This is a genomic window from Arthrobacter sp. SlRoot2-15 (genome assembly GCF_059739345.1).
The window spans coordinates 738,846-764,733 of the sequence record NZ_AP046058.1 but is presented as its reverse complement, the minus strand read 5'-3'; the positions used below and the strand labels follow the sequence as shown (position 1 = coordinate 764,733).

Genomic DNA, 25,888 nt, shown 5'->3' with positions numbered 1-25,888 from the left:
GCGGCAAACGCAGGCCCGGCGCGCCCCGACAAGCGCGGTGCGGCTTACAGTTCCATCACACTCCAGCCCGGCGCAGGACTTCCGAAAGATCGGCTCAAGACCGCTGCCGTAAGGGCGGCGGGTCATTGACACCGATTTTTCCGGACACGTAACGTCTTGAATATGAAAATGGGGCGTGGGGTGGAGTGGGCCTTGCACTCCTGCGTCAATATGTCCTGGACGCCGCCGGGGGAGGCCGTGAACAGCGCCCGGCTCGCGGCGTTCTACAGCCTCCCCTCGGCGTACCTGAACAAGCAGCTCCAGGCTCTGGTCCGGGCCGGCATCCTGACCTCGGTCTCCGGACCCCGCGGCGGCTTCCACCTGGCGCGGCGGCCGGAGAACATCACGGTGCTGGATGTGGTGCTTGCCCTGGAAGGTCAGGAGCCGGCCTTCCGCTGCGAAGGCATCCTGGGCAACGTCCCGGAGGCGGACCGGCAGGAGAACTTCGTGCGGACCTGCCTGATCTCCCAGACCATGCGGCAGGCGGAACTGGCCTGGCGGCAGGCGCTGGCGCGGCAGACCATTGCCGGGATCGCCGACTCCATGGAGCGCCGGTTCCCCGGGGACCGGGAGAAGGCCGTCCGGCACCTGAGCGCCTCCGGCTAAGGCCGCCGGCCCCCGGCCGGGGACCTGACTCAGAGCTTGGCGATGATCTCCGCGAGCAGCTTGGAGATGCGCGGTCCCGCGGCCTGGCCGGCCTCGAGGACCTCCTCGTGGCTCAGCGGGACAGGGCTGATGCCGGCGGCGAGGTTGGTCACCAGCGAGATGCCAAAGACCTCCATGCCGGCGTGGCGGCCGGCGATGGCTTCAAGCGCGGTGGACATGCCCACCAGGGACGCGCCGATCCGCTTGGCGTACTGCACCTCGGCCGGGGTCTCGTAGTGCGGGCCGGTGAACTGTGCGTAGATCCCCTCGTGCAGGCTGGGGTCCACTTCGAGCGCCAGGGCGCGGATCCGCGGGGAGTACAGGTCGGTGAGGTCCACGAACGTGGCGCCCTCAAGCGGGGAGGTGGCGGTGAGGTTGATGTGGTCGCTGATCAGCACGGGGGTGCCGGGCGTCCATTCCTCGTTGAGGCCGCCGCAGCCGTTGGTCAGGACCAGGGTCTTGCAGCCGGCGGCGGCCGCGGTGCGCACACCGTGGACCACGGCGCGGACGCCCTTGCCCTCGTAGTAATGGGTGCGGGCGCCCAGGACCAGGGCGCGCTTGCCCTCGCGGGTCAGCACGGAGCGGATGGTGCCGACGTGGCCCACCACCGAGGGGGAGGCGAAGCCGGGGACCTCGTCCGCGGAGAGCGTCGCGGTGGTCTCGCCGATCAGTTCGGCGGCATCGCCCCAGCCCGAGCCGAGCACCAGTGCTACGTCGTGGCGGTCAACGCCGGTCTCTTCGGCAATGTAGTCGGCAGCGGCGCGCGCGGCGTCGAAGGGGTCCGTGTTCAGGAATTCTGTATTACTCACTGGTACAAGCTACCGTGCCGCCCCCGCGCTGCCCAGCATCCTTATTGGTGGCGCCGGTCCGGATGATGGACAATGGATGATTGTGACTACGCATCCCGATTTCAGCGCACCCCGTATCGCGATTCTCGGCGGAGGGCCCGGCGGCTACGAAGCCGCCATGGTCGCAGCCTCCCTGGGGGCGCAGGTCACCATCATTGAACGCGCCGGACTCGGCGGATCCGCGGTGCTGACCGACGTCGTACCGTCCAAAACCCTGATCGCCACGGCGGACCTGATGACCCGTGTGGGCGAAGCCGGCGAGCTGGGCGTGAAGTTCGACCTCGACGGCGGCGACTGCACCCCGACGATGCGCGCGGACCTCAAGCACATCAACGACCGCCTGCTGGGCCTGGCCCGGCAGCAGTCCGCCGACATCCAGAAGGGCCTGGAGGGCCAGGGCGTCCGCATCCTTCTTGGTTCCGGCAAGATGCTGGACAACCACACGATCGAGGTCCTCACCGCCGAGGGCACCGAGACGATCGAGGCCGACGCCATCCTGCTCGCGGTCGGCGCCCACCCGCGCGAACTGCCCACGGCCCGCCCGGACGGTGATCGCATCCTGAACTGGGCGCAGATCTACAACATGGACGAGCTCCCCGAGGAACTGATCGTGGTGGGTTCCGGCGTCACCGGGGCCGAATTCGCCTCCGCCTACAACGGCCTCGGCTCCAAGGTCACCCTGATTTCCTCCCGCGACCGGGTGCTGCCCGGCTCGGACACGGACGCCGCCGAGGTGCTCGAGGGTGTCTTCGAACGCCGCGGCGTGAAGGTGCTCTCCCGGGCCCGCGCCGAGACTGTGGAGCGCACGGACGACGGCGTTGTGGTCACCCTCGGTGACGGTTCCAAGGTCACCGGCAGCCACTGCCTGGTGGCCGTCGGCTCCATCCCCAACACCGCCGGAATCGGCCTCGAGGAGGCCGGCGTCGCGCTGACCGAGAGCGGCCACATCAAGGTCGACGGCGTCTCCCGCACCACCGCGCCGAACATCTACGCCGCGGGCGACTGCACCGGCGTGCTGGCCCTCGCCTCGGTCGCGGCCATGCAGGGGCGGATCGCGATCGCGCACTTCCTCGGCGACAGCGTCACCCCACTCAAGCTGCACCAGGTGGCCTCGAACATCTTCACCTCGCCGGAGATCGCCAACGTCGGCGTCTCCGAGGCCGAGATCGACTCCGGCAAGTACCAGGGCGACGTCGTCAAGCTCTCACTGCGCAGCAACGCCCGCGCGAAGATGCGCAACCACAAGGACGGCTTCATCAAGATCTTCGCCCGCAAGGGCTCCGGCACCGTGATCGGCGGCGTTGTGGTGGGGCCGAATGCCTCCGAACTGATCTTCGCGATCTCGCTCGCGGTGACCCAGAAACTGCACGTCGACGACGTCGCCAGCACCTTCACGGTGTACCCGTCGCTGAGCGGCTCCATCTCCGAAGCGGCCCGGCGGCTCCACGTCCACATGTAGGGTTTGCCGCTGTGGACGCCGCCCATGCTCGGCCTGCTCACGCGGACGGTCCACGAGTCCTACCCGGAAGCCGACGCCCGGGACGCGGCCGAGATGCTCTTGGCCTTCACCCGCGGCCTGGAAGCGGGAGTCTCGGATCCCGATGCCCTGCCGGACCGGCTGCGCCGGGGTGTGGGCATCTTCGTCGCAGGTTTCACCAGCCTTGCCCCTGCCACAACCCCCACAGCAACCCCTCACGCCACCTCTGCAAAGGAACAACCATGACCACAGCAGTACTCATCACCGGAGCCTCGTCCGGCATCGGCCGCGCGACGGCCGAACGCCTGCTCGCCCGTCCCGGGTTCACCGTCTACGCCACCGCGCGGCGCACCGAGGCCCTCGCGGACCTGGCGGCAGCCGGAGCGACCGTCCTGGCCCTCGACGTCACCGACGAGGAGTCGATGGCCGCGGCCGTCCGCACCGTCGAGGACCGGCACGGCAGCGTCGGGGTCCTCGTCAACAACGCCGGCTACGGCGAATACGGCACCATCGAGGAGACGGGCCTGGACGCGGTCCGGCGGCAGTTCGAGACGAACGTCTTCGGTTTTTCCCGGATGATCCAGCTGGTCCTTCCGGGGATGCGCGCCGCCGGATCCGGACGGATCGTGAACATCGGCTCCATGGGCGGCCGGGTCACGTTCCCGGTCGGCGGCTACTACCACGCCACCAAATACGCCGTGGAGGCCATCACCGACGCCCTCCGCTTCGAAGCCGCGCCTTTCGGGCTCCACACCTCCCTGATCGCGCCGGGCCTGATCCGCACCGGCTTCGGGGCGACTGCCTCCCGCACCATGGCCTCCTCCGGCCAGGCCGCGGGACCGTACGCGGGTCTGCGGGCCGCGGCGGATGAGCAGATGGCCACCTCCTACGCCTCGCCGGTCCTCGCCGCCGAGCCAGACGCCGTCGCCGTCGCCGTTGAACACGCCGCAACCGCCCGGCGGCCCCGCGCCCGGTACACGGTTACCCCGGCCGCGAAAGCCATCGTCCAGTCCCGCCGCTTCCTGGGCTCCGGACTTTTCGACGCCTACCTCCGCCTACAGTTCCGGAGCACCAAGTGAAGCAAACCGTCAGTCGCTGGCGGCGCCTCCCGGCATGAACCGGGGCCCGGCAGGTCCTAGAACGGGTACGGCGCGATGTCCGGGCGCATCGTGAGCCACTGGATCTCGGTGAAGGACTCCATATTGGCGTGGTGCCCGCCGATCCGTGAGCCGTTGCCGGAGTTCTTCACCCCGCCGAAGGGCGAGTTCGCCTCGTCCGAGACCGTCTGTTCGTTGATGTGGACCTTGCCGGAGTCCAGCCGGTCCGCAATGGTCATGGCCATGCCGACGTCGCCCAGGATGCCGATGGAGAGGCCGTATTCGTTGTCGTTGGCCAGCGCCACGGCCTCGTCGAGGGTGGAGAACTTCATCACCGGGGCCACCGGGCCGAAGATCTCGTCCTTCCACGCCGGGCTGTCCTCGGCCAGGTCCACCAGCACCGTGGGCTGGTAGAAGCGGCCGTCGTGCGTGCCGCCTGCGGCAAGCCGCGCCCCGGCCTGCACCGCGTCCTGCACGATGCCGTCCACCCGCTGCAGCTGGCGTTCGTCGATCACCGGCCCCAGCGCCACGGTGCCGCTCTTGGGGTCTCTCACCGGCAGGTGCCCGGCCTTTTCGGCGAGCGCGGCGACGTAGTCCTCGTAGATGTCCTCGTGCACAATGTGCCGGCCGGCGGCCATGCAGATCTGGCCCTGGTGCATAAACGAGCCGAACGCCGCCGCGGAGGCGGCCTTGGCCAGGTCCGCGCCGGGCAGCACAATCAGGGCGTTGTTGCCGCCGAGCTCGAGGTGGGCGCGCTTGAGCAGCCGGCCCGCGGTTTCGCCGATCTTGCGGCCGGCCGCCGTCGAGCCGGTAAAGGCGATGACGCGGACTTCGGGGGCTTCGACGACGGCGGCGCCGATGTCCGCGCCGCCCGGCAGCAGTGAGAGCAGCCCCGGCGGAAGCCCGGCCTCCTCGAAGATCCGCATGACGCTTACGCCGCCGCAGACCGCGGTGCGCGGGTCCGGCTTGAGCAGCACGGCGTTGCCGAGGGCCAGGGCCGGGGCCACCGCGCGGATCGAGAGGATCAGCGGAAAGTTGAACGGCGCGATCACGGAGACCACGCCTACGGGCCGGCGGCGGGCGAAGGACCAGCGGTTCTCGTTCGAGGTGAGGACGTCCCCGGCCGGCAGCGAGGGCAGGGCGGAGGCGTCGTAGCATTCATTGGCGGCGATGTGGGTCTCCAGCCCAGCCTTGGGCGGGATGCCGCCGGATTCACGGATGATCCAGTCCTGGATTTCCGCGCCGTGCTCCTCCCAGAGCCGGCCGGCGCGGCGCAGCACGGCGGCCCGTTCCTCGGGATTGCGGGCGGCCCACTCCTTCTGCGCTTTCGCCGCCACCGTGGCTGCCTCCTGGACGTCCGCCACGGAGGCGACGCCGTAACTGCCCAGGGTCTCGCCGGTAGCCGGTTCGACGGCGTCAGCGGCCCCGCCGCCGCCGGTGCGCCAGCCGTTGAGGTAGATCTTGCCCTCCCAGAGGGCGGAGTCGAGCAGGGACATGTCCTGTCCTTTCATCGTGGGGACCGTGGCGTGCGGAGGCGTCGGGGCCGGACCCGAAGGCGAAGGTGCGGCCCCGTCCATCACATGCTGTGCCGCCGTCGCCGTCAAGACCCGCCCACTTTCAACCCCGCCCGGTGACATTCGGCCCTAGCCCCGGGCCGCGGGTGGCGGGCACGGTGGACCATGGCCAACATTTACATTCCCTTCGGGACCGTCGAGGGCCAGACCGCCCGCATCGCCGAGTACATCGCCTACGTCATTCGCGAGCACGGTCACGAGGCCCGCGCGGTGGACCTGCAGAGCTCCGGCGACGCCCTCCCGGACGACTGCGACGCCGTCATTGTCGGCGCCTCGGTCCACATGGGCAAGCACGAGGCGTTTGTCACGGATTTCGTCCGCGCCAATAAGGCGGCGCTGGAGCGGCTTCCCTCGGCGCTGTTCTCGGTCAGCCTCGCCGCGCACGGCGACGAGGAGAGCGCGGAAGGCTATGTGGAGAAGTTCGAGGAGGAGACCGGCTGGCGTCCGGCGCACGTCGGCCTGTTCGCCGGCGCGCTGCCGTACACCCAGTACGGCTTCCTCAAACGGCACATGATGAAGCGGATCACCAGCAGCAAGGGCTCCCCGGACACGGACCTGTCCCGCGACTACGTCTACACCGAGTGGGACGGCGTCCGGCGTTTCGCCGAGGACTTTGTGGCCGGTCTGCCCGCCGCGGATCCTTAGGCCGCCGCGGCCCGGACGTTGTTCGGCGTCGAACGCACGCGCGCCATCCGGGCCGCCACCAGGTAGATGGCCCCGGTGATCAGCGGGACCACGCTTGCCGCCGCCAGCGAGGCCGCCGGGCCGGACCTGCCGATGATCGTGATCAGGAGCGGCAGCGCGCCCAGGGTCAGCAGCAGCCAGCCGGCCAGCCCGGTGCGCTTCAGCCCGAGGACCGCCGCCGGGAACGCCAGAGCGACGACGCCGACGGCGATCACGGGCCCGTTGGCGTCCTGGAAACTGCGCGCCGTCGCAGGATCCAGGGCGAACCACACACTGACCGCGAACAGTGCGGCGGTCAGCGCCAGCAGCAGGGGAGCCGTGCCGGACGGCCAGAACCAGGCGAGAACCGCGAGGATCAGCATCGGCGCCGCCCAGGCAAGGATCATCAGCAGCCCCGCGGTGCCGCCCGGCTCGTCCATGGCCTCACCGCCGATAAACGCCCCGCCAAAGACGGTGAAGACCGCCATGAGGACCGCGCCGGTCCGGGTCAGCGCTGCAGCGCGCCGCCGCGGATTCTTCTGTCGGCTACTGACTACGGACACTGTTGCCTCCTGGAGAAGGTGAGAACCTGTGCCCATTGAAGCCCGGCGGGGGAGGCGCGGCCAAGGGGAGAAAGGCCCGCCGGGGGACCCGTTGGCCGTCGGATGAGGCCTTAGCCCATCCCGGACGGTCCGGCCCAGGCCGCGAACGTCCCGGCCCCTCCGCCTCCGCTGTCGTCGTCCTTGCCGCAACGCCGGCAGCGCTTGTACAGCGCGCCATCCTCGGCGTGTTCGGTATGCCAATCGTGCTGGATATTCAGCTTGCACAGCAGCGTCTTGAACATGGTCCTCTCCGATCCACTCCACGTCCGAGATCAGTAATCCAATCATCGCGCTCGTGTTGCGGCCGCAGAAGACCTGAAGCTCGATTCCGGCCGGAGGGCCCGCCAGGTGTCCGGCCGGCCCCTACGCCACGGCCGCCTGGAAGTGCTTCTCGATGAGCCCCTGATGTCTTCGTGGCAGCCGCCGCAGCCGGTGCCGGCGCGGGTGGCCCCGGACACCTCGGCCAGCGTCCCGCACCCTGACGAAACCGCGGCGGCAATGGCGGTTCCGCTCACCCCGGCGCAGCGGCACACGGTCCGCTCGGGATCAGCCGCAGCAGGCGCGGCCTGGTCCGGGCCGTCCAGGCGCAGCAGTAGCGACCGGTCCGCCGGCAGCTCGGCGCCACGGATCCGTCTGCCGGCCCGTGACAACTCCCAGCACGACAGCGACCACAGCGACGGCGGCGACCGCCAGGATGATGGGGACGGAAACAGTTGTCTCCTGGAGAATGTGAGGACCTGTGACCATTGAAGCCGTCCCGACACCGGTGCCAAGGGAACAAAGCCCCGCGTAGGGACGGGGTCCCGGGGAAGACGGACTTCGGCGTGTGGATTCCGAATCCGAGGGGCTGCTGGTGTTATGTTGACGGAATCGCATCGCTTCACATCTTCAATGGGGGAAACACATGTTCAATCGACGCCCTACGGCCGCGCGCCCGAATCGCATCGCATCACGTCTTCCATGGGGAAAACGCATGTTCAATCGACGCCCCACTGCGGCGCGCCCGAATCGCAGCTGGCAGCAATCTAAGTCCTTCTGGATCGTTGCGGCACTGGTGCTGCTCCTGGTCATCGCCTCCGCCGCCTCCTCCGGGTTCGGCGGCATCATCTTGATGCTGGGCCTGGTCGCACTGATCACCGGGCTCTACGCTCTGCTCACCAAACGGAAAACGTGGGTGAGGCTGCCGCACCGCAAATCCGCCGGCATTGTGGCCAGTCTCGGTGCTATCGCTTTGTTGGTCGGCACCGGCGTAATCGGGGCCACCGCAGCCCCCAGCGCCCCCGTCGTCAATAAAGCGGCGCTCGTGGCCTCCCAGCCGGCAACCACGACTGCCACGCCTACGCCTACGCCCACACCCACCGCCACGAACCCGGCCCGCACTGCCTGCCTGTCGGCAGCGGCCACCCAGGTCTATCAAGGTGCCGCCCTGGTCTGCACCCAGGGCACCGACGGCAAGCTGCTCTGGCTGCCGGAGGCTGAGTCCAAGGTGATCGTCAAGGCAGCAGCAGACAAGAAGGCGGCCGAGGATAAGGCGGCAGCCGAAAAACTCGCCGCGGAAAAGCAGGCGGCGGCCGACAAGGTGGCAGCGGAGAAGGCAGTAGCAGACCAAGCTGCGGCCGACGCCGCAGCAGCAGAGGCGGCACGCCTCGCAGGACCGCCGGCCCCGGCAGCTCCGTATGTGCCGGCCGCACCCGCCGGTCCCAACGTGGTCCACCCGGGAGCGTTCTGCAGCGGGGGTGTCGGTGTCACCAGCACTGGCAAGCCTATGGTGTGTGCCCCGGCGAAGGATGGAAAGATGCGCTGGATCGGAGCCTAGCAGCAGGGCGAAGCGGCCTGGGAGTACAACTTTTAGGTCCATAGCCAAAGCTGGTGGCCCCGACCCTTAGCAAACTGAATGGTCCGGGGTGGGGGTTGGAGCGGGGCTCCAACGCAGTGTGCTTCAGCAATGTCCGGCCTTCCCAGCCTGGCACTCAGACCCTCAAACCACCGCCGCCTGGAAGTGCTTCTCGATGAGCCCCCTGATGTCTTCGTGGCAGCCGCCGCAGCCGGTGCCGGCGCGGGTGGCCCCGGACACCTCGGCCAGCGTCCCGCACCCTGACGAAACCGCGGCGGCAATGGCGGTTCCGCTCACTCCGGCGCAGCGGCACACGGTCCGCTCGGGATCAGCCGCAGCAGGCGCTGCCTGGTCCGGGCCGTCCAGGCGCAGCAGCAATGACCGGTCCGCGGGCAGCTCGGCGCCGCGTTCGAAGAGCTGCACCAGTTCGGCCGCCGTGCGGGGCATGCCCACGGCCACCAGCCCCTCGAGCACCCCGGCCCGGGTGGTCATCTTGACGTAGCGGCCGTGCTCGGGGTCGGACCACTGGGCCACCTGCAGCCGCGCCCGCCCGCCCACGGACCCGGCGGTCAAAGCCTCCTCATCCCACGGCTCGGCGGACACGTTACCGGCCACGGCCATGGTCAGCCCGCGGGCCTTGAGCACCACTACCCCCGGTTGTTCGGCCGGCAGCGGCGGCAACGCATCAGCCTCAGCATCAGCTCCGGATGCCAGCAGCGTCAGATACCCGGCCAGCCATTCGGCCTGCCGCCAGCCCGGGCCCACCAGCCCGGACGGGCCGCGGGCACTCCGGCACACCAGGCAGTCCGGGTCGGGGCAACGGACCTCGGCGCAGTCGCCGATCGCGAAAATGTGAGGTTCGTGGTGCGCCCTCAAACGGTGGTCCACCAGGATGCCGGCCGCCGTCGACAGTCCGCAGCCCTCGGCCAGCTCCGTCCTTGGCCGCACGCCGCAGGAGAGCACCAGCAGCTCGCCGTCGATCGCGGAACCGTCCTCCAGCAGCAGCGCGGAGAAGCCGCCGTCGGCCCCGGTCTCCACGGCGACGGATCGGGCGTTGCAGGCCACCCGCACGCCGCAGTTCCGCAGCGACGCCGCGACCACGGCGCCGCCGCCGCGGTCGATGTTGCGGCCCAGCGGATGCGGGCCGTTGTGCACCACGGTCACGGTGGCGCCCTCCTCGGCCGCGGCCAGCGCCGTCTCCAGGCCGAGGACGCCGCCGCCCAGGACCACCACGCGCTTGCCGCCGGCCACCGCCGCCTGCAGCGCCGCGGCGTCCGCCAGGTCGCGCAGCGCCGTCACACCTTCGGGCAGTACCGGGGCGGCCGGATCCGGGTTCAGGCCGGTGAGGTTGGGGATCACCGGCCGTGACCCGGTGGCGAAGACCAGCCGGTCGTAGCCGGGGGAGCTGCCGTCGCTTAGCAGGACCCGCTGCCGGGCCCGGTCCACCCGGCGGACCCGGACCCCCAGCCGGACCTCGACGCCGTCGGCCACCAGGGCGGCCGCGTCCGCCAGCGCCAGGGCGGCCGCCGTCGTCCGGCCGACACCGAGGTCGGCCACCAGCACGCGGTTGTACGCGGCCTCCGCTTCCTCGCCGACGACGGTCAGGTGCACCAGCCCCCTCCGCACCGCCGGCAGCAGTTCGTCGATCAGCCGCGCCGCCACCGGGCCGAAGCCCACCACCACAATCCGCTCCGTCATGGCGCACCTTCCATCTGCAGAACCTCGGCGCGGGCGCCCGCCCGGGCAGGCCGGACCCACACCTTGCTGGTCTTGAACTCGGGCATGCCGGAGACCGGATCGGTGGCAGCCTCGGTGAGCCGGTTGGCGCTCTCCAGCCCCGGGAAGTGGAACGGCAGGAACACCGTCTCAGGCCGGATGTCGGCGCTGAGTTCGGCCCGGCAGAGGACCTCGCCGCGCGCGTTGGCGACCGCGACGACGTCGCCGTCGGCGATGCCCTGCGCCGCGGCGGCCGCCGGGTGCAGCTGCAGCCGTGCCTCGGGCCGGGCCGCGGCGAGGGCGGCCACCCGGCGGGTCTGGGCACCGGACTGGTAGTGCTCCAGCAGGCGCCCGGTGATTAGGGTCATCGGCGTGCCCGCGGCCTCCGGATCGCCGGCAAGCGTCCGACGGCGTGGCGCCACCGGGGTGAACACCGCCCGGCCGTCCGGATGGGCAAACGAGTCCCGGAACAGCCGCGGCGTCCCGGTGCTCCCGGCCGGATAGGGCCAGTAGGCTTCTACGCCGCGGTCCAGGAGGGCGTAATCGATCCCGGAGTAGTCTGCCGCACCGCCAGCGGAAGCGAGCCGGAGCTCCTCGAACACGGTCTCCGGGTCCTCGCTGAACGTCGACGGCGCATCGAGCAGTTCCGCCAGCCGGGTCATGATCCACAGTTCGCTGCGCACCCCGGGCGGCGGCGCGATGGCCCGGCGCCGGCGGAGCACCCGGCCCTCGAGGTTGGTCAGCGTGCCTTCCTCCTCGGCCCACTGGGTGACCGGCAGGATCAGGTCCGCCTCGGCCGCGGTCTCGGAGACGAAGAAGTCGCAGACCACCAGAAAATCCAGGCTGCGCAGCCCGGCGATCACCACGTTCGCGTCCGGCGCGGAGACCGCCACGTTGGCGCCGTGCACGAACAGGCAGCGGACGCCGTCGGGCTGTCCCAGCGATTTGAGCAGTTCGACGGCGGGGACGCCGGGGCCGGGAATCGAGGCCTCCGGCACGCCCCAGACCGCCGCCATGTGGGCGCGGGCGGCGGGGTCGGTGATCTTGCGGTAGCCGGGAAGCTGGTCGGCTTTCTGGCCGTGTTCGCGGCCGCCCTGGCCGTTGCCCTGGCCGGTGAGGGTCCCGTAGCCGCTGCGTGCCGCCCCGGGCAGGCCCAGCAGCAGGGCGAGGTTGATAGCGGCGGTGGCGGTGTCCGTGCCGTCCACGTGCTGTTCCACGCCGCGGCCGGTGAGGATGTAGCTGCCGCCGCGCGCCCGGCCCTCGGCGAGGCGGCGGGCGGAGTCGCGGATCAGCCCGGCCGGAACCCCGGTAAGGGACTGCACGCGCTCGGGCCAGTAGCCGGCGACGCTGCGGGCCAGCGCGGCGTACCCGGTGGTCCGGTCCGCGATGAACCCGGCATCGGCCAGTCCTTCGTGGATGACCACGTGGGAGAGGCCCAGCAGCAGCGCGAGGTCGGTGCCGGGCAGCGGCTGCAGGTGCAGGCCGCCGCCGTCGGCGGTGAACGCCGCGGTGGCGGAGCGGCGGGGGTCGACGACCATCAGCCCGCCGGCGTCGCGAGCGCCCTGCAGGTGCTGGACGAACGGCGGCATGGTCTCCGCCACGTTGGAACCGAGCAGCAGGATCGTGCTGGCGGCGTCGAGGTCCGCCAGCGGGAACGGCAGGCCACGGTCCAGGCCGAAGGCGCGCATCCCGGCCGCGGCGGCGGAGGACATGCAGAACCTGCCGTTGTAGTCGATCCGCGAGGTTCCCAGGGCCAGCCGGGCGAACTTGCCCAGCTGGTAGGCCTTCTCGTTGGTGAGGCCGCCGCCGCCGAAGACCCCGACGGCGTCCGGCCCGTACCGGGCGCGGGTCGCCTTCACCGCGGTGGTGATGCGCTCCAGTGCCTCGTCCCAGCTGACCGGGCGGTGCACGCCGTCGGCGCCCCTGAGCAGCGGCTCGGTGACGCGGCCCGGGTGCTCCAGCAACGACGCCGAGGTCCAGCCCTTGTGGCACAGTCCGCTGCGGTTGGTGGGGAAGTCGCGGCCGGCCACCTCCAGCGGGGCCGCCTCAAGCGAAGCGGCAGCCGTTGCCGGGGCGGTCAGCGTCATGGCGCACTGCAGCGCGCAGTAGGGGCAGTGCGTGGCGGCGCCGTCGGCCATTTAGACGTGTCCTTTGCCGTGGCGGGCTGCGGGCCGCAGGTAGCAGGCCCAGCACACGGCCAGCATCACGAGGTAGGCCGCGACGAAGCCGTAGAAGGCCGGGGTGTAGGAGCCGCTGGCGGTGTTGGAGGCGTTGAGGACCTGCGGGATCACGAATCCGCCGTAGGCGCCGATCGCGGAAATAAGGCCCAGCGCCGAGGACGCCAGCCGCTGGGTGGCCACCGTGCTGGCCCCGGACCGGGCCGCCCGGCTGTGCAGGGCGAAGATCACCGGGATCATCCGGTAGGTGGCCCCGTTGCCGAAGCCGCTGGCCGTGAACAGCGCCAGGAACAGGGTGAGGAAGAGCCAGAAGTTCGCCAGCGGCAGCGTCCAGACCATGGTCAGGGTGATCACGGCCATCGCGGCGAACGCGGTCACGGTCATCCGCGCCCCGCCCAGCCGGTCCGCCATCCTGCCGCCGAAGGGCCGGGCCAGCGAGCCGACCAGCGGGCCCAGGAACGCCAGCGACAGCGCCACGGTGCCGACGCCGATCGAGGAGAACGTCGGGAAGTAGTCCTTGATCAGCTTCGGGAACACGCCGGCGAAGCCGATGAAGGAGCCGAAAGTGCCGATGTAGAGCAGGGCCATGATCCACAGGTGCGGTTCCTTCACCGCGGCGAGCGAGCCGGCGACGTCGCCCTTGGCACTGGTGAGGTTGTCCATGTACTTCCAGGCGCCGAACGCGGCCAGCAGGATCAGCGGGATCCACATCAACCCGGCCACCGGCAGGTTCACGGCACCCGCGGCGAGCAGCGTGACGGCGATCGGGACGGCGAGCTGGGCGACGGCGGCGCCGAGGTTCCCGCCGGCGGCGTTCAGTCCCAGCGCCCAGCCCTTTTCGCGGGCCGGGTAGAAGAAGGTGATGTTGGCCATGGAGCTGGCGAAGTTGCCGCCGCCGAAGCCGGCCAGGGCGGCCACGAGCAGCATCACGCCGAACGGGGTGCCGGGGTTGCCGACGCACAGGGCCAGCCCGGTCGAGGGGATCAGCAACAGCAGGGCCGAGACGATGGTCCAGTTCCGGCCGCCGAAGCGCGGGACCATAAAGGTGTAGGGGATCCGGAGCGTCGCGCCGACCAGGCTGGGCATCGAGATCAGCCAGAAGATTTCGTTCGTGGAGAAGCGGAAGCCGGCCGAGGGGAGCTGGACCACCACAATCGACCAGAGTTGCCAGACCACAAAGCCCAGGAACTCGGCGAAGATGGACCAGTTCAGGTTCCGGCGGGCGATGCCGCGGCCCAGGGATTCCCACTGGGCCTTGTTCTCGGCGTCCCAGTTGGCGATCCAGCGGCCCGGGCGGTACTCCAGCGCGGGGCCGCCGACGGCGGTGCCGTCGGCGGGTGCGGTGCGGCCGGGTGCGGCAGGCGTGGAGCCGGCGTCGTGGTTCGGGGAAACGCCGGTGATGGCGTCGGCAATGCGTTCAGTCATGGGGACCTCCTTCGGGGATGTCCCTCAAAACTAGGGACGCCGCGTTTCCGGGACCCTCGCGCTTTGTTAACGTGCTGTGACGTTTGCCTATCGGCGCTTTTGTGACGGCGTGAGGCCGCGCCCTGTCAGCGCTTCAATGACCTGCTCGACGGTCGGTGCGCCCGCATGACCGCCCGGTGTGGGGTAGATCCGGCAGGCGAGATCACTGCTAGGCGCCCCGCCGGGGAAGATGTCCGCCCCGTCCGCGGTGATCGTGGGCGAACCGGCGAATCCGGTCCCGGCGGTGTCGGCGGCAGATTCTATGAGCCGCAACTGGACCGCGACGTCGTCGCGCCCCAGGGCGGCCAGGGCCGCTTCGACCCGTTCGAAGGCCAGCGCCGTGTTGGGGCAGTCGGCGATGTGGAGGAGTTCTATTTTCATGTGTTCATGGTTTCTGTCTGGTCTCCGGCGTACTTTCCGGCGTCGGTGGGATTCTGAGTGGCGCGTCCGTGCAGTGGCGGCATGGCGAGGGTGACGACTTTGGGTTCGGGACCGGTTCCGCAGCCCGCGCAACAGCCGGCAACACCGCCGCCGTGGGCATCGTCGTCCTCGTCGGCCCCGGCGTGGGGGACGGCGCAGCAGACGTCCCCTTTCCATGCGTTGATGCCTTCGCGGACGGCGATCCCGGCGATGACCAGTGCCGCGCCGGCGTCCGCCCACCACCATCCCAGCGTGCTGTTCAGGACGAGGCCCAGCAGCAGGACCGCGGAGAGGTAGGTGCACAGCAGCGTCTGCTTGGAATCTGCCACCGCGGTCCTGGAGCCGAGTTCGCGGCCGGCCCGGCGCTGCAGCCAGGACAGGACGGGCATCACGGCCAGGCTCAGGGCAGCGACTACGATGCCCGGTGTGGAATGCTGTGCCTCGCCGCCTCCGGCCAGCGACCTGACGGCGTCCACGGCGACAAACAGTGCCAGGGCGAAGAAGGAGATTGCGATGATGCGCAGGGTCAGGTGCTCGCGCCGTTCCGGGTCTTTCGCTGAGAACTGCCAGGACAAGGCGACGGCGGAGGCGACCTCGATTACGGAATCAAGTCCAAAGCCGATGAGGGCGGTGGAGTCCGCGACGTTGCCCGCCCAGAGGGCGACGACGGCCTCAACGACGTTGTAGGTGATTGTCGCGGCCGCAAACAGCCGGATGCGCCGGCTAAGCGTGGCACGGCGGGCGGCGGTCGGGCCGGGCTGAATCGCTATGGTCATGCCAGGCACGTCCCGTCCGGGGCGCAGCAGGCGGGGTCAACGGCCAGCACGACGCCGAGCAGGTCCCTGATTGCGTGGCCCAGACGGGCGTCGGCCAGCTCGTAGCGCGTCCGCCGGCCATCCGGAGTGGCCACCACGAGGCCGCAGCCCCGAAGGCAGGTCAGGTGGTTGGACATGCTCTGCCGGGAGACCCCCAGGGAATCGGCGAGCTCCGAGGGGTGGGCGGCCGCGTCCGACAAGGCCAGCAGGATCCGCGCCCGGGTGGGGTCGGAGACCGCGTAGCCGAACCGGGCCAACACCGGGGCATGCGTGAGGGTTTCCATCTACTTAAAGTACATCCGGGGATGTATTCAGACAATCTTGTATTGAGCTGTTTTTTCAGCCTGCGTTGCGCGGCGCGAACATGATCACGGCCACCCCGAGCAGGCAGATCGCCGAACCGGCGATATCCCACCGGTCCGGCCGGAAGCCATCGAAGATCATGCCCCAGGCCAGGGAACCCGCCACGAACACGCCCCCGTAGGCGGCAAGGATTCGGCCAAAGTGGGCATCGGGCTGCAGGGTCGCGGCAAAACCGTAGATCCCCAGGGCGACTACCCCGAGGCCGGCCCACCACCATTCCTTGCCCTCGCGCACCGCCTGCCACACGAGCCACGCGCCCCCGATTTCTGCGGCGGCGGCCAGGACGAACAGCACGATCGTTTTTGCAATGGTCACGTGTCCATCATGTCAGCGCGCAGCGAGGTGGGCGGCGGGCGCTCCGGAACGACACGCGGCGTCCAAATAATGGAACATTTGTCCATTGGGTGGACGCGAGGAACTATTATCGACGGTATATCCATTCCTTAGCCGGCCTCTCTCCGCAGGGCGGCCCGGTCTTCATGAAAGCGTCACTACATGTCATCCACCGCCACTTCAGCGGAGCAGGGGTCTGCCAAGCAGGTGAACTCGCGCGGCCGCGTGATCGTCGCCAGCCTGATCGGCACCACCGTTGAGTTCTACGACTTCTACGTCTACGCCACGGCTGCCGTCCTGGTCTTCCCGAAGCTCTTCTTCCCGGGCCAGAACGAGACCACCCAGCTGCTGAGCTCCTTTGCCGTCTTCGGCGTCGCGTTCATCGCCCGCCCGCTCGGCTCGATCGTTTTCGGCCACTTCGGTGACAAGTTCGGCCGCAAGGGCACCCTCGTGGCGTCGCTGCTCACCATGGGCATCGCGACCTTCCTGATCGGCTGCCTCCCTACCGCCCTGGTCCCGGGCTGGGAGTTCTGGGCACCGGCCCTGCTGGTCGTTATGCGCTTCGCCCAGGGCCTGGCCCTCGGCGGCGAATGGAGCGGAGCGGCCCTGCTGGCCACCGAGAACGCCCCGGCCAACAAACGCGCCATCTACGGCACCTTCCCGCAGCTGGGCGCCCCGATCGGCTTCATCATCGCCAACGTCATCTTCCTGGTCTTCAGCTACGCGCTCTCGCCGCAGGCCTTCGCCGACTGGGGCTGGCGCGTGCCGTTCCTGCTCAGCGCCGTCATGGTCATCATCGGCCTGTACGTCCGGCTCAAGCTGATCGAAACCCCCGCCTTCACCAAGGTCCTCGAGTCCAACGAGGTCGCCAAGCTGCCCCTGGGCCGCGTCTTCAAGACCAGCTGGCGCCAGCTGATCCTGGGCACCTTCATCATGCTCGCCACCTACGTGCTCTTCTACCTGATGACCACGTTCACGCTGACCTACGGCACCCGCGCCTCCAGCCTGGAGGCCGCCAAGGCCGCCGCCGAGAAGGCCGGCAAGCCGATGACCGAGGCGGCCGCCGCCGCGTTCGTTCCGGGCCTGGGCTACACCCGCAACGACTTCCTGTGGATGCTGATTGCCGGCGTTGTGTTCTTCGGCATTTTCACCCTGGTCTCCGGCCCGCTGGCCGAAAAGTACGGCCGCCGCAAGATGCTGATGGCTGTCACGGGCGGCATCTTCGCCTTCGGCCTGCTGTTCGTCCCGCTGTTCAGCGGCGGCTTCATCGGCACCATGGCCCTGCTGATCATCGGCTTCTCGCTGATGGGCCTGACCTTCGGTCCGATGGGTGCACTCCTGCCGGAACTGTTCCCGACCAACGTCCGGTACACCGGTTCGGCCATCAGCTACAACGTCTCGTCCATCCTGGGCGCGGCGGTGGCACCGTTCATCGCCGTCTGGCTCTGGGAAATGGCGAAGGGCAGCCCGGTCCTGGTGGGCGTGTACCTGACGCTTATGGCCGTGCTGACGCTGATTGCCCTGTTTGTGAGCAAAGAAACCCGCGACCTGGAATACGAGAACAACGTCGCCTGACGCTCCAGCCCGGTTACCGGTTGAAATGCCCGGTGTGTTCGGTGAACACGCCGGGCATTTCCGTGTCGCCGGGCGGTGGCGGCTGAGTAACTGGGCGGGAACGACGACGGCGCCCCGCCCCCGCCCCGCCCCGCCCCCGCCCCGGTGCGGCACCGTTACCGGGCGTAGCGCTCTACAAAGTTGCGCAGGATGGCCATCGGCTCGGTGACGTTGTGCTCGCGGGCCTGGGCCATCAACTCCTCGGCCGAGTCGGGCGGGAAGTAGCCGGCGTGGCGGTAGATGTCGATCCGGGTGGTCAGGCCGTCGACATCGAGCTCGGGGTGGAACTGCGTGGCGTAGAGGTTGGAGCGGATCCGGAACATTTGCACCGGGCAGGTCTCGGAGCTGGCCAGTAGCACCGCCCCGCCGGGCAGTACGGTGCACGCCTCCTTGTGGCCGACAAACGCCGTGAACCGCTCCGGCAGGCCGCGCAGAAGCGGGTCCTGCTGCCCGGCTTTGGTCTGCCTGACGGTGACGCCGCCGAGCCCCTCGCCGTAGGTCCGGTCGATCACGGCGCCCTGGTGCAGGCCAAGGGTGCCGACGCCGTAGCAGGCGCCCAGGAACGGGAAGTCCTCGGCCACGATCCGGTCCAGCAGGGCAAACAGCTCGCGCTCCACCCGGTGCTGGACCTCGCTCTTGTGCTCCGCCGGGTCGCTGGAGGTGAAGGGGCTTCCGCCCACGATCACGCCCGAGTAGTCGCTGAGCTCCAGCGCCGGCAGCGGCGCGGACTCCATCCGGACGCGGCGCAGCTGGGCCTCGACCAGGCCGGTGTAGCGCAGGTAGGCGAGGTATTCGTCGTCGGCGGCGGCGTCCTCGGAACGGGAGGCGAGCAGCAGGAAGGGCTTCACGTACTAAGTCTGCCTCCCGCCGCCCGCTGCCGCTATTCGGCTGCCTCGCCGTCCTCGATCATCGCGATGACCGCGCCCGCGGAGACGGTCTCGCCGGCGGACGCGGAGAGTCCGATCACGATGCCGGCGCGGTGCGCGGTGAGCGGCTGTTCCATCTTCATGGCCTCGAGCACCACCACGAGGTCGCCCTCGGCCACCCGCTCGCCCTCGGCGACGGCCACCTTCACGATGGTGCCCTGCATGGGGGAGGTCAGCGCGTTGCCGCCGGCCGGAGCCGCGGCGCTTGCGCTGCGGGAGCGCTTCTTGGCCTTCGCGGGCTTGGCGCCGCCACCGCCGGAGACGGTGCCCAGCGACGCCGGCAGCACCACCTCGAGCCGCTTGCCGCCGACCTCGACGACGACGCGCTGGCGGTCGCCGGCGTCGGCCGCCTCGGCCCCGGCGCCGGACGGCGTCCAAGCGGGGATGTCGTTGACGAAAGCCGTCTCGATCCAGCGGGTGTGGACCTTGAACGGGCCTTCTGCCGGGGCGAAGTCGGGGTTGCTGACGACGGCGAGGTCGAACGGGATGACGGTGGGGATGCCCTCCACCACCATTTCCTCGAGCGCGCGGCGGGAGCGTTGCAGGGCCTGGGCGCGGGTGGCGCCGGTGACGATCAGCTTGGAGAGCATCGAGTCGAAGTTGCCGCTGATCACGTCGCCCTGCTCCACGCCGGAGTCGACCCGCACGCCGGGGCCGGTGGGGTTCTTGAGCCCGGTGATGGTGCCGGGGGCGGGCATGAAGTTCCGGCCCGGGTCCTCGCCGGTGATGCGGAATTCGATCGAGTGGCCGCGGACCTCCGGATCGCCGTAGCCGAGCTCCTCGCCGCGGGCCAGCCGGAACTGCTCGCGGACCAGGTCGATGCCGGTGACTTCCTCGGAGACGCAGTGCTCCACCTGGAGGCGGGTGTTGACCTCGAGGAAGGAGATCGTCCCGTCCTGGCCGACGAGGAATTCGCAGGTGCCGGCGCCGAGGTAGCCGGCTTCCTTGAGGATGGCCTTGGACGATTCGTAGAGCCGCCGGTTCTGTTCCTCGGTGAGGAACGGGGCGGGCGCTTCCTCCACGAGCTTCTGGTTGCGGCGCTGCAGCGAGCAGTCACGGGTGGAGACGACGACGACGTTGCCGTGCGCGTCGGCGAGGCACTGGGTCTCGACGTGGCGCGGGGCGTCCAGGAAGCGCTCGATGAAGCATTCGCCTCGGCCGAAGGCGGCGGTGGCCTCGCGCACGGCAGATTCGAAGAGTTCGGGGATTTCCTCGCGGGTGCGGGCCACCTTGATGCCGCGTCCGCCGCCGCCGAAGGCTGCCTTGATGGCGACCGGCAGGCCGAACTTGTCCACGAACTCGAGGATTTTCTCGGCGGATTCGACCGGGTCGGCGGTGCCGGGGACCTGCGGGGCGCCGACCTTCTCGGCGATGTGGCGGGCCTGGACCTTGTCGCCGAGGGCGGAGATGGCCTCGGGGGAGGGCCCGATCCAGGTGATCCCGGCGTCGATCACTTTGGCGGCGAACTCGGCGTTCTCGGCGAGGAAGCCGTAGCCGGGGTGGACGGCGTCGGCGCCGGCGCGCTGGGCCACCTCGATCAGCTTGTCCATCACGAGGTAGGACTCGGCGGCGGTGTTGCCGCCCAGAGCGTAGGCCTCGTCGGCGAGCTTGACGTGCAGGGCGTCGCGGTCCGGCTCGGCGTAGACCGCCACGGAGGCGATGCCTTCATCGCGGGCCGCGCGGATGATGCGCACCGCGATTTCGCCGCGGTTGGCGATCAGCACCTTGCTCAGGGGGCGGGTGCCCGGCGTGGTGGTGGCGGGCACTGGCGTTGCGGACTGCTCCGAATTTGCTGACAAGGCGTCTCCTTCTTTCCTTCAGGGAGCCTAGCGCGGTTTTGTGGGTTCCGCCGAGATTACTTGCGGATCCCGCGCGTAAACGGCCGATCCTTTGTGGGGTTCCTACAAGGGGGTGCGAAATGGCTCACTCGGCGCGGGCGTTGGTGCTTACACCGTGCTCACTCAGGCTTCACTCGGCGCGGATGTCCGCCGGGTTGGCCGCGCCGCCGGTCCAGAGCTCGGTGACGCCCACCTTGGCCTGGCCCAGGAGGGCCCGCAAGGTGGAGATGGAGAGCCCGACGACGGTGTGTGGGTCGCCGTCGACCTTGCGGATGAACGCCCCGCCGTAGCCGTCGATCGTGAAGGAGCCGGCGCACTGCAGCGGTTCGCCGGTGGCGATGTAGCTGTCGATTTCGTCCTCGCTCATCTCCAGGAAGTGCACCTCCGCGGAGTTCACGAAGCCGAGGGTCGCGCCGGTACCGGCGCCGCCGCCTTCGCTGTCCGGGCCGCCGTCGGTGTCACGGCAGTCCACCAGCCAGTGGCCGGTGTGCAGCACACCCAAGCGGCCGCTCATCCGGAGCATCCGCTCCTTGGCGACCTCGGCGGTGTACGGCTTGCCGTGGGCCTCGCCGTCGAACTCGAAGACCGAGTCGCAGCCGATCACCAGGGCGCCCTCGGCCTCCGGCAGCGAGGCGACCGCCTCGGCCTTGGCGCGGGCCAGCAGCAGGGCGGTGTCGTGCGGGTCGGTCACGCCGTAGCGGGCCTGCACGGCGTCCTCATCGACGTCGGAGACGAGGACCTCGTGGGCGATGCCGGCGTTGCTGAGCAGCTTGGTGCGGGCGGGGGACTGGGAGGCAAGAATGAGGCGGGTCACGCAACCAGCCTAGTTCACCGGGTTAAGGCAACGCGGGGTCACTTACGGCCCATCCCGAGGGGATTAATGGGCGCGAAGTGACCCCGCGTTGCTTTTGCGGCGGAAGATCAGCGCGCGCCGACTTCCTCCGGCTCACCCTCGGGCTCGGCGACGGCGTCCGCCGTCGAAACGGCCGGCTGGCGCAGCTTGGCGCCTTCGACGTCGACGTCCGGCAGGATCCGGTCCAGCCAGCGCGGCAGCCACCAGGCCTTGCTGCCGAGCAGGTACATCACGGCGGGGACGATCGTCATCCGGACCACAAACGCGTCCACCAGCACGCCGAACGCCATCGCAAAGCCCAGCGGCCGGACCATGTTCAGGTGCGAGAAGATGAAGCCGGAGAACACGCTAACCATGATGATCGCGGCGGCGGTGACCACGGCGGCCGCGTGGCTGAAACCGGAGCGCACCGCGTGCTTGGCGGTTTCGCCGTGCATGTAGGACTCGCGCATGCCGGAGGCGATGAACACCTGGTAGTCCATGGCGAGGCCGAACAGCACACCGATAAGGATAATCGGCAGGAAGCTCAGCACCGCGCCCGGGTTCTCGACGCCGAACACGGTCCCCAGCCAGCCCCACTGGTAGACCGCGACGACGCCGCCGAACGCAGCCGCGAGCGAGAGCAGGAAGCCGCCGGTGGCCAGCAGCGGCACCACGATGGAGCGGAACACCAGCAGCAGCAGGATCAGCGAGAGCCCGACGACGATTGCCAGGTACGGCGGCAGCGCGTCTCCGAGTTTGGTGGACACGTCCACGTTGCCCGCGGTCTGGCCGGTCAGGCCGATGCCGACCCCGGTGGAGTCCTTGATCCGGGTCTTCTCGGCGCGCAGCTCGGCGACCACCTTGACCGTGCTGGCACTGGCGGGACCCTCCTTCGGGAGCACCTGGAAGACGGCGGTGCGGCGGTCCTCGCTCAGGGCCAGCGGCACGGCGGCGGCGACGTTGTCGGTGCCGCGCAGGATGTCCGCGACGTCGAACTGCTTGGCCTTCGCCTCGGCTTCGCTCAGTCCCGCGGGCAGGTCGCCGACGACGATGATCGGCCCGGTCATGCCCTCACCGAAGCTGCGCTTGGTGACGTCGTAGGCCTGGAAGGCCTGCGAGGCCACCGGCTCGGAACTGGCGTCCGGCAGGGCGAGCCGGAGCTGGCTGGCGGGCAGCGCCACCACACCCAGCAGGGCCACCCCGGCCAGCAGCGCCAGCCAGGGGTGCTTGGTGACGACGCCGCCCCAGCCGTGGCTGCTGCGGTATTCGTCCTTGGCCAGGTCCTCGGTCTCGTGCCCCGGCGCTGCGTTGTGCCGCTCCGCCTTGGCCCACGCCCGCTTGGACACGAGTTTGCGGCCCACCAGGGACAGGATGGCGGGAGTCAGCGTCAGGGCAACGACGACGGCGACGGCCACCGTCGCGGCGGCCGAGAGGCCCATCACGGCCAGGAACGGCAGGCCCGGAACCACCAGGGCGGCCAGGGCGATGATCACGGTAAGGCCGGCGAAGAGGACGGCATTGCCGGAGGTGCCGGTGGCCAGCGCCACGGATTCCTCGGGGTCCATCCCGGCGAGCAGCTGGCCGCGGTGCCGGTTGACGATGAACAGCGAATAGTCGATCCCGACAGCGAGGCCCAGCATCAGGGCGAGCATGGGGGAGATGGAACTCATGTCCACGGCGCCGCTGAGTGCGAAGGTTCCGCCGACGCCGACGGCCACGCCGACCACCGCCATCAGCAGCGGGAGGCCCGCGGCAATCAGGGTGCCGAGCATGACCACCAGGACCAGGGCGGCGACGGCGATGCCGATGACCTCGGCGGTGCCGAAGACCTCGGAGATGTCCTCGCTGATCTCCTTGCTGGGCAGGGCGGTCACATTGGCGGCGGAGACTTGCTTGACGATGTCCTGGACTTCCTGCCGTACCTCGGGCTTCAGGCCGTTGATCGAGGTCTTGAACTGGACCTGGGCGATGGCGGCCTTGCCGTCCTCCGAGACGAAGCGCAGGCCCCGCGAGGCCTCCAGTTGGCGCTTGCCGAGGGCCAGCTTGGCGTCGCCGGCCTCAAGGTCCTTGGTGCCGGCGTCGAGCTTGGCCTGGCCTGCGGCGAGGGCGGCCTTCTGCTGGCCGAGCTGGGCCTCGATGGCGGCCGGCGGCAGGCCGGCGGCCATCATCTGCTGTTCGGCAGCTGCCAGCTGGGCCTTGCCGGCGGCGAGCTCAGCGGCGGACTTGTCCAGCTGCGCCTTGCCCGCGGCCGCCTGCTGCTCACCGGCGGCGAGGTCCGTGGCGGCCTTGTCCAGCTGAGCCTGGGTCGCGAACGGGTCAACGGTTCCCTGCACGTCGGGGATGGACTTGAGCTTGGCCAGGGCGGCCGAGACTGCGTCCTGGCCGGCCTGGCTGAAACGCGCGTCGTTGGCCTCGAACACAATGCTCGCCGAGCCGCCCGAGGACGCCGGGAGCTCCTTCTTGAGCTTGTCCGCCATCTGCTGGGTTTCGGTACCCGGGATCTGGAAGTTGTTGGACAGGGTGCCGTGGAAGGCGGCCGCGGCGCCGCCGACGGCGATCATCACGGCGAGCCACAGCGAGACGACGAGCCAGCGGTGGCGGTAGGAGAACTTGCCGAGGCGGTACAGCAGTAGTGCCATGTCAGAACCGATCTGGGGAAGGGGCGGTGGTGGCGGCGGGAGCGGCTGCCGGGGAGGAGAATCCGGAGCCGAGCAGGCTCATGGAGTCGATCAGGAGTTGGCGCAGGGTGGAGAGCGATTCGGGGGAGAGGGAGCCCCCGCAGCGGGCGAACCAGAGGTCCATGGCGGCTTTGCCGCAGGAAATGATGGAGCCGGCGAGGGCGCGGAGGTAGAGTTCGTCAACCTCGACGCCGGTGCCGGTGCCGTCGCCCCGGCCGAAGCGCACCCGGGCGGCGTCGATGATCTCGGCCGTGCAGTGGTCCCAGGCTTCGAGCTCGGAGCGGTTCAGCTGCGGGTTGGACTGGCCCAGGCTGTAGAGCTCGGCCAGCGGCGCCACAGTCATCGGGTCTGCGAGTTCGACCAGCGCGGCGCGGGCGGATTCCAGGATCGGCTCGTTGGCCGGGCGGAGCCGGAACTGCTGCAGCGCCGTGTCCAGGAAGCCGTGGGTCACCGAGGCGATGACCGCCTCGGTGCTGGAAAAGTAGTTGAAGAAGGTGCGCCGGGAGATGGCGGCGGCGTCGGCGATGTTCTCCACGGTGAAGTTGCCCGGGCCGTTGGCACGGAGCAGGCCCAGGGCCGCCTCGGTAATGGCCTGGCGGGTGGCCGCCTTGTTGAGCTCGCGCCGCGACGGCGCGGCTGACCCGGCGTCGACGTCGGGCCCGGAAAGTTCAGGAGAGGGCATGTGCTTACACTATGTGCATGTTTGCACTCCGGGCAACTTTAGTCGCCAGTGCCGGTCCGCCGGGCTAGCTGCACGGACTGGCCGGTGGCGCCGGCCTCGCCTTCAGCAAGCGGAATTGCGAGCACGGCGGTGCCGTAGGCGCAGATTTCGGTCCAGTTGTTGGCCATGTGCGCCGTGTCGAACCGCATCGCGACGATCGCGTTGGCGCCGCGCTGCGCGGCCTCGGCGACCATCCGTACCATCACCTCCTGCCGGCTCTCGTAGAGGACCTGGGTCAGTTCGCGGAGCTCGCCGCCTGCCAGCGACCGCAGCCCCGCCACCACCTGGCCCCCGATGTCCCGAGCGCGGACGGTCAATCCCATGACCTCGCCGAAGACGGCGTCGATCCGGTGGCCGGGGATGTCGTTCGAGGTGACGATCAGCATGTCCTGAGCCTAGCCATATTGCCGGCGGTGGCAACGGAAAAGCCGGCGGGAATCTTTCACAGCAAGATGAAAGGTTGTGAACAGCTTCAGCCGAGCCCGCCGGCGCAGACTGGAGGCACGTCTTGAAAAAGACAGCGCAGCAAGTAGAGAACCGAGCCGTCACCGCACGGCAGATCCAGGAGACATCACATGTCACGTACCAAGAGAATCACGCTCGGCGTTTCGGCCACGGCCCTCGCCCTGGGCGCCGGCCTCGGACTGGCCGGGATGGCTTCCGCCACCACGACGCCGACCCCCACTCCCAGCGCCAGCTCCAGCGCGCCTGCGGATGGCAGCACCACGCCGGGTGACGGCATGGGCATGCGCGGCGGGCACGGCCACGGCGGCGAACGCGGCGAGAAGGCGTCCGAGCTGGCCACCAAGCTCGGCGTCGACGAGGCCAAGGTCACCGCGGCCCTGAAGGCCTTCCGCGACGCGCACAAGCCGACCACCCCGCCGGCCGAAGGCACCAAGCCGGACCGCACCGCCATGCAGGCGGAGCTGGCCAAGTCGCTCGCCGCGTCCCTCGGCATCGACGAGGCCAAGGTCACCGCGGCCCTCGAGGAGCTGCGCACTGCCGAACAGTCGGAGCACGCTGCGGCGCTGAAGACCCGGCTGGACAAGGCCGTCAGCGACGGCACGCTGACCCAGGCCGAGGCCGACGCGGTCACCAAGGCCGTGGAGAAGGGCGTCATCGGCGGACGCGGCCGCTAAGCCCGCCAGGGCACAGGCAAAAAAGTAGTCCCCGGGAATTTCCCGGGGACTACTTTTTTGTGCCAGGGCC

General features: G+C 69.7%; 25 protein-coding genes and 1 pseudogene. 8 read left to right on the top strand and 18 right to left on the bottom strand.

Annotation, left to right across the window (positions count from 1 at the left end; translation table 11 throughout):
* Nucleotides 1–162 precede the first annotated feature (162 nt).
* Nucleotides 163–645 (top strand): RrF2 family transcriptional regulator, encoded by a 483-nt coding sequence (locus AC6I9V_RS03530; protein ID WP_349412572.1) that lies wholly within the window; start codon nucleotides 163–165, stop codon nucleotides 643–645.
* Nucleotides 646–674: 29 nt separating this feature from the next.
* Here AC6I9V_RS03530 and AC6I9V_RS03525 read toward each other — a convergent pair whose 3' ends face one another.
* Nucleotides 675–1,493 carry a purine-nucleoside phosphorylase gene (locus tag AC6I9V_RS03525; RefSeq protein WP_497898364.1) on the bottom strand — a complete coding sequence of 273 codons (819 nt, stop codon included), beginning with the start codon at nucleotides 1,491–1,493 and terminating at the stop codon, nucleotides 675–677.
* 82 nt (nucleotides 1,494–1,575) lie between these two features.
* Between AC6I9V_RS03525 and AC6I9V_RS03520 the strand changes: the two genes are divergently transcribed.
* Genes AC6I9V_RS03520 through AC6I9V_RS03510 form a run of 3 tightly spaced genes read left to right on the top strand, consistent with a single transcriptional unit; the run spans nucleotide 1,576 to nucleotide 4,088 of the window.
* A complete protein-coding gene (locus AC6I9V_RS03520) occupies nucleotides 1,576–2,991 on the top strand; it encodes an NAD(P)H-quinone dehydrogenase (protein ID WP_497898363.1) in 1,416 nt (471 codons plus the stop codon).
* 24 nt (nucleotides 2,992–3,015) lie between these two features.
* Complete coding sequence (locus tag AC6I9V_RS03515) at nucleotides 3,016–3,255, top strand: hypothetical protein (RefSeq protein ID WP_497898362.1); 240 nt, start codon at nucleotides 3,016–3,018, stop codon at nucleotides 3,253–3,255.
* On the top strand, nucleotides 3,252–4,088 hold the full coding sequence (locus AC6I9V_RS03510) for an oxidoreductase (RefSeq protein ID WP_349412581.1): 837 nt from the start codon (nucleotides 3,252–3,254) through the stop codon (nucleotides 4,086–4,088). The genes AC6I9V_RS03515 and AC6I9V_RS03510 overlap by 4 nt, the downstream gene beginning before the upstream one ends.
* A 56-nt stretch (nucleotides 4,089–4,144) precedes the next feature.
* On the opposite strand, the gene AC6I9V_RS03505 is transcribed toward AC6I9V_RS03510, so the two are convergent.
* Nucleotides 4,145–5,602, bottom strand: a complete 1,458-nt coding sequence (locus AC6I9V_RS03505; RefSeq protein WP_497898361.1) for a benzaldehyde dehydrogenase — start codon at nucleotides 5,600–5,602, stop codon at nucleotides 4,145–4,147.
* A gap of 183 nt (nucleotides 5,603–5,785) precedes the next feature.
* Between AC6I9V_RS03505 and AC6I9V_RS03500 the strand changes: the two genes are divergently transcribed.
* Entirely contained in the window at nucleotides 5,786–6,325 is a 540-nt protein-coding gene (locus tag AC6I9V_RS03500; protein WP_349412583.1) for a flavodoxin domain-containing protein, read from the top strand.
* Here AC6I9V_RS03500 and AC6I9V_RS03495 read toward each other — a convergent pair.
* From AC6I9V_RS03495 to AC6I9V_RS03485, 3 genes and pseudogenes are all read right to left on the bottom strand, one after another.
* Nucleotides 6,322–6,906, bottom strand: coding sequence for a hypothetical protein (locus AC6I9V_RS03495; protein WP_349412584.1), 585 nt, complete (start codon nucleotides 6,904–6,906; stop codon nucleotides 6,322–6,324). The genes AC6I9V_RS03500 and AC6I9V_RS03495 overlap by 4 nt on opposite strands.
* Nucleotides 6,907–7,016: 110 nt before the next feature.
* Nucleotides 7,017–7,187: a hypothetical protein gene (locus AC6I9V_RS03490; RefSeq protein ID WP_349412585.1), complete on the bottom strand. Its 171-nt coding sequence runs from the start codon at nucleotides 7,185–7,187 to the stop codon at nucleotides 7,017–7,019.
* Nucleotides 7,188–7,308: 121 nt separating this feature from the next.
* A pseudogene (locus AC6I9V_RS03485) lies at nucleotides 7,309–7,571 on the bottom strand ((2Fe-2S)-binding protein); the annotation flags it as partial.
* Nucleotides 7,572–7,918: 347 nt separating this feature from the next.
* On the opposite strand from AC6I9V_RS03485, the gene AC6I9V_RS03480 reads away from it, so the two are divergent.
* Nucleotides 7,919–8,761: a hypothetical protein gene (locus tag AC6I9V_RS03480; protein ID WP_349412586.1), complete on the top strand. Its 843-nt coding sequence runs from the start codon at nucleotides 7,919–7,921 to the stop codon at nucleotides 8,759–8,761.
* 162 nt (nucleotides 8,762–8,923) lie between these two features.
* On the opposite strand, the gene AC6I9V_RS03475 is transcribed toward AC6I9V_RS03480, so the two are convergent.
* From AC6I9V_RS03475 to AC6I9V_RS03445, 7 genes are all read right to left on the bottom strand, one after another.
* Complete coding sequence (locus AC6I9V_RS03475) at nucleotides 8,924–10,477, bottom strand: FAD-dependent oxidoreductase (protein ID WP_497898360.1); 1,554 nt, start codon at nucleotides 10,475–10,477, stop codon at nucleotides 8,924–8,926.
* Nucleotides 10,474–12,633: a molybdopterin oxidoreductase family protein gene (locus tag AC6I9V_RS03470; protein WP_497898359.1), complete on the bottom strand. Its 2,160-nt coding sequence runs from the start codon at nucleotides 12,631–12,633 to the stop codon at nucleotides 10,474–10,476. Before AC6I9V_RS03470 ends, AC6I9V_RS03475 begins: the two co-directional genes overlap by 4 nt.
* Nucleotides 12,634–14,097, bottom strand: coding sequence for an MFS transporter (locus AC6I9V_RS03465; protein ID WP_349412589.1), 1,464 nt, complete (start codon nucleotides 14,095–14,097; stop codon nucleotides 12,634–12,636). It abuts the gene before it with no gap.
* 87 nt (nucleotides 14,098–14,184) lie between these two features.
* Nucleotides 14,185–14,517: a thioredoxin family protein gene (locus AC6I9V_RS03460; protein ID WP_349412590.1), complete on the bottom strand. Its 333-nt coding sequence runs from the start codon at nucleotides 14,515–14,517 to the stop codon at nucleotides 14,185–14,187.
* The gene (locus tag AC6I9V_RS03455) at nucleotides 14,514–15,332 is read right to left on the bottom strand and encodes a cation diffusion facilitator family transporter (protein WP_349412591.1); all 819 of its coding nucleotides are present in this window, start codon (nucleotides 15,330–15,332) and stop codon (nucleotides 14,514–14,516) included. Before AC6I9V_RS03455 ends, AC6I9V_RS03460 begins: the two co-directional genes overlap by 4 nt.
* A complete protein-coding gene (locus tag AC6I9V_RS03450; protein WP_349412592.1) occupies nucleotides 15,329–15,655 on the bottom strand; it encodes an ArsR/SmtB family transcription factor in 327 nt (108 codons plus the stop codon). Before AC6I9V_RS03450 ends, AC6I9V_RS03455 begins: the two co-directional genes overlap by 4 nt.
* 55 nt (nucleotides 15,656–15,710) lie before the next feature.
* The gene (locus AC6I9V_RS03445) at nucleotides 15,711–16,049 is read right to left on the bottom strand and encodes a YnfA family protein (protein ID WP_349412593.1); all 339 of its coding nucleotides are present in this window, start codon (nucleotides 16,047–16,049) and stop codon (nucleotides 15,711–15,713) included.
* 180 nt (nucleotides 16,050–16,229) lie between these two features.
* On the opposite strand from AC6I9V_RS03445, the gene AC6I9V_RS03440 reads away from it, so the two are divergent.
* The gene (locus tag AC6I9V_RS03440; RefSeq protein WP_349412594.1) at nucleotides 16,230–17,642 is read left to right on the top strand and encodes an MFS transporter; all 1,413 of its coding nucleotides are present in this window, start codon (nucleotides 16,230–16,232) and stop codon (nucleotides 17,640–17,642) included.
* Between the two features lie 155 nt (nucleotides 17,643–17,797).
* Here AC6I9V_RS03440 and AC6I9V_RS03435 read toward each other — a convergent pair whose 3' ends face one another.
* The 6 genes from AC6I9V_RS03435 to AC6I9V_RS03410 all read right to left on the bottom strand — a co-directional run bounded on the left by AC6I9V_RS03435 (nucleotide 17,798) and on the right by AC6I9V_RS03410 (nucleotide 25,065).
* Nucleotides 17,798–18,529 carry a glutamine amidotransferase gene (locus AC6I9V_RS03435; RefSeq protein WP_349412595.1) on the bottom strand — a complete coding sequence of 244 codons (732 nt, stop codon included), beginning with the start codon at nucleotides 18,527–18,529 and terminating at the stop codon, nucleotides 17,798–17,800.
* Between the two features lie 32 nt (nucleotides 18,530–18,561).
* Nucleotides 18,562–20,406, bottom strand: coding sequence for an acetyl/propionyl/methylcrotonyl-CoA carboxylase subunit alpha (locus tag AC6I9V_RS03430; RefSeq protein WP_497898358.1), 1,845 nt, complete (start codon nucleotides 20,404–20,406; stop codon nucleotides 18,562–18,564).
* A gap of 169 nt (nucleotides 20,407–20,575) precedes the next feature.
* Complete coding sequence (locus tag AC6I9V_RS03425) at nucleotides 20,576–21,259, bottom strand: Maf family protein (protein ID WP_349412597.1); 684 nt, start codon at nucleotides 21,257–21,259, stop codon at nucleotides 20,576–20,578.
* A 107-nt stretch (nucleotides 21,260–21,366) separates the two neighbouring features.
* The gene (locus tag AC6I9V_RS03420) at nucleotides 21,367–23,919 is read right to left on the bottom strand and encodes an MMPL family transporter (RefSeq protein ID WP_349412598.1); all 2,553 of its coding nucleotides are present in this window, start codon (nucleotides 23,917–23,919) and stop codon (nucleotides 21,367–21,369) included.
* A 1-nt stretch (nucleotide 23,920) separates the two neighbouring features.
* Entirely contained in the window at nucleotides 23,921–24,640 is a 720-nt protein-coding gene (locus AC6I9V_RS03415) for a TetR/AcrR family transcriptional regulator (RefSeq protein WP_349412599.1), read from the bottom strand.
* Nucleotides 24,641–24,678: 38 nt separating this feature from the next.
* Nucleotides 24,679–25,065: a YbjQ family protein gene (locus AC6I9V_RS03410; RefSeq protein WP_349412600.1), complete on the bottom strand. Its 387-nt coding sequence runs from the start codon at nucleotides 25,063–25,065 to the stop codon at nucleotides 24,679–24,681.
* Between the two features lie 189 nt (nucleotides 25,066–25,254).
* On the opposite strand from AC6I9V_RS03410, the gene AC6I9V_RS03405 reads away from it, so the two are divergent.
* Nucleotides 25,255–25,818: a hypothetical protein gene (locus AC6I9V_RS03405; protein ID WP_497898357.1), complete on the top strand. Its 564-nt coding sequence runs from the start codon at nucleotides 25,255–25,257 to the stop codon at nucleotides 25,816–25,818.
* The last annotated feature ends 70 nt before the right edge of the window (nucleotides 25,819–25,888 follow it).